Origin of the sequence: Nitrosospira sp. NpAV (assembly GCF_000832065.1) — a bacterium.
Taxonomy (GTDB): Bacteria; Pseudomonadota; Gammaproteobacteria; order Burkholderiales; family Nitrosomonadaceae; genus Nitrosospira.
The window spans coordinates 1-826 of the sequence record NZ_JXQM01000114.1 but is presented as its reverse complement, the minus strand read 5'-3'; the positions used below and the strand labels follow the sequence as shown (position 1 = coordinate 826).

Here is an 826-nt window from a genome sequence, read left to right as displayed (position 1 = left end):
CGTTACTTGGGCGCGTAATCGATGCTATGGGCCGTCCACGTGATACCTTAGGACCGATTGATGCGATAGCTGAGCATCCCATTGAAGCGGAAGCGCCGAGTATTCTAAATCGCACCCAGATTTTCAGACCCTTAGCCACGGGATTAAAGGCTATTGATGCGGCGATCCCAGTGGGTTTAGGCCAGCGTGAATTGATTATTGGCGATCGCCAGACTGGTAAAACTTCTATCGCTATCGACACTATGCTGAATCAGGCACGTTCGGATGTGCTTTGTATTTACTGCGCAGTGGGGCAACGCGGTGATGCTGTCGCACGGGTGATTCGTGCGCTCAAAGACGGCGAAATACTGCAGCGCTGCATTGTGATGAGTGCCGGTGATGAAGAAGCTCCAGGGCTGTCCTATATTGCGCCCTATGCGGCTATGACTATGGCGGAATATTTCTCGGCACAGGGCCAAGATGTATTGGTGATCTTTGATGATATGACTCATCATGCGCGCTCTTATCGCGAATTATCGTTATTGCTGCGTCGACCACCAGGACGTGAAGCCTTTCCTGGGGATATTTTCTATGTGCATGCGCGCCTTTTAGAGCGCGCTGGACAATTTGGCGCCGACATCGGTGGCGGATCGATTACCACTTTGCCCGTGGTAGAAACGCAGGCCGGAAACCTCTCGGCTTATATTCCTACTAACCTCATTTCGATTACTGATGGGCAGATTTATTTATCGCCACAGTTAGTACGTAAAAACCAATTCCCCGCAGTAGATTTAGACCTGTCCGTGTCACGGGTTGGTAGTAAAGCGCAGAACCGTACCTTGCGTGG

At 51.1% G+C, this 826-nt stretch carries 1 pseudogene; it reads left to right on the top strand.

Annotation, left to right across the window (positions count from 1 at the left end):
- Window positions 1-826 (top strand): annotated as a pseudogene (locus SQ11_RS15530) (F0F1 ATP synthase subunit alpha); the annotation flags it as partial.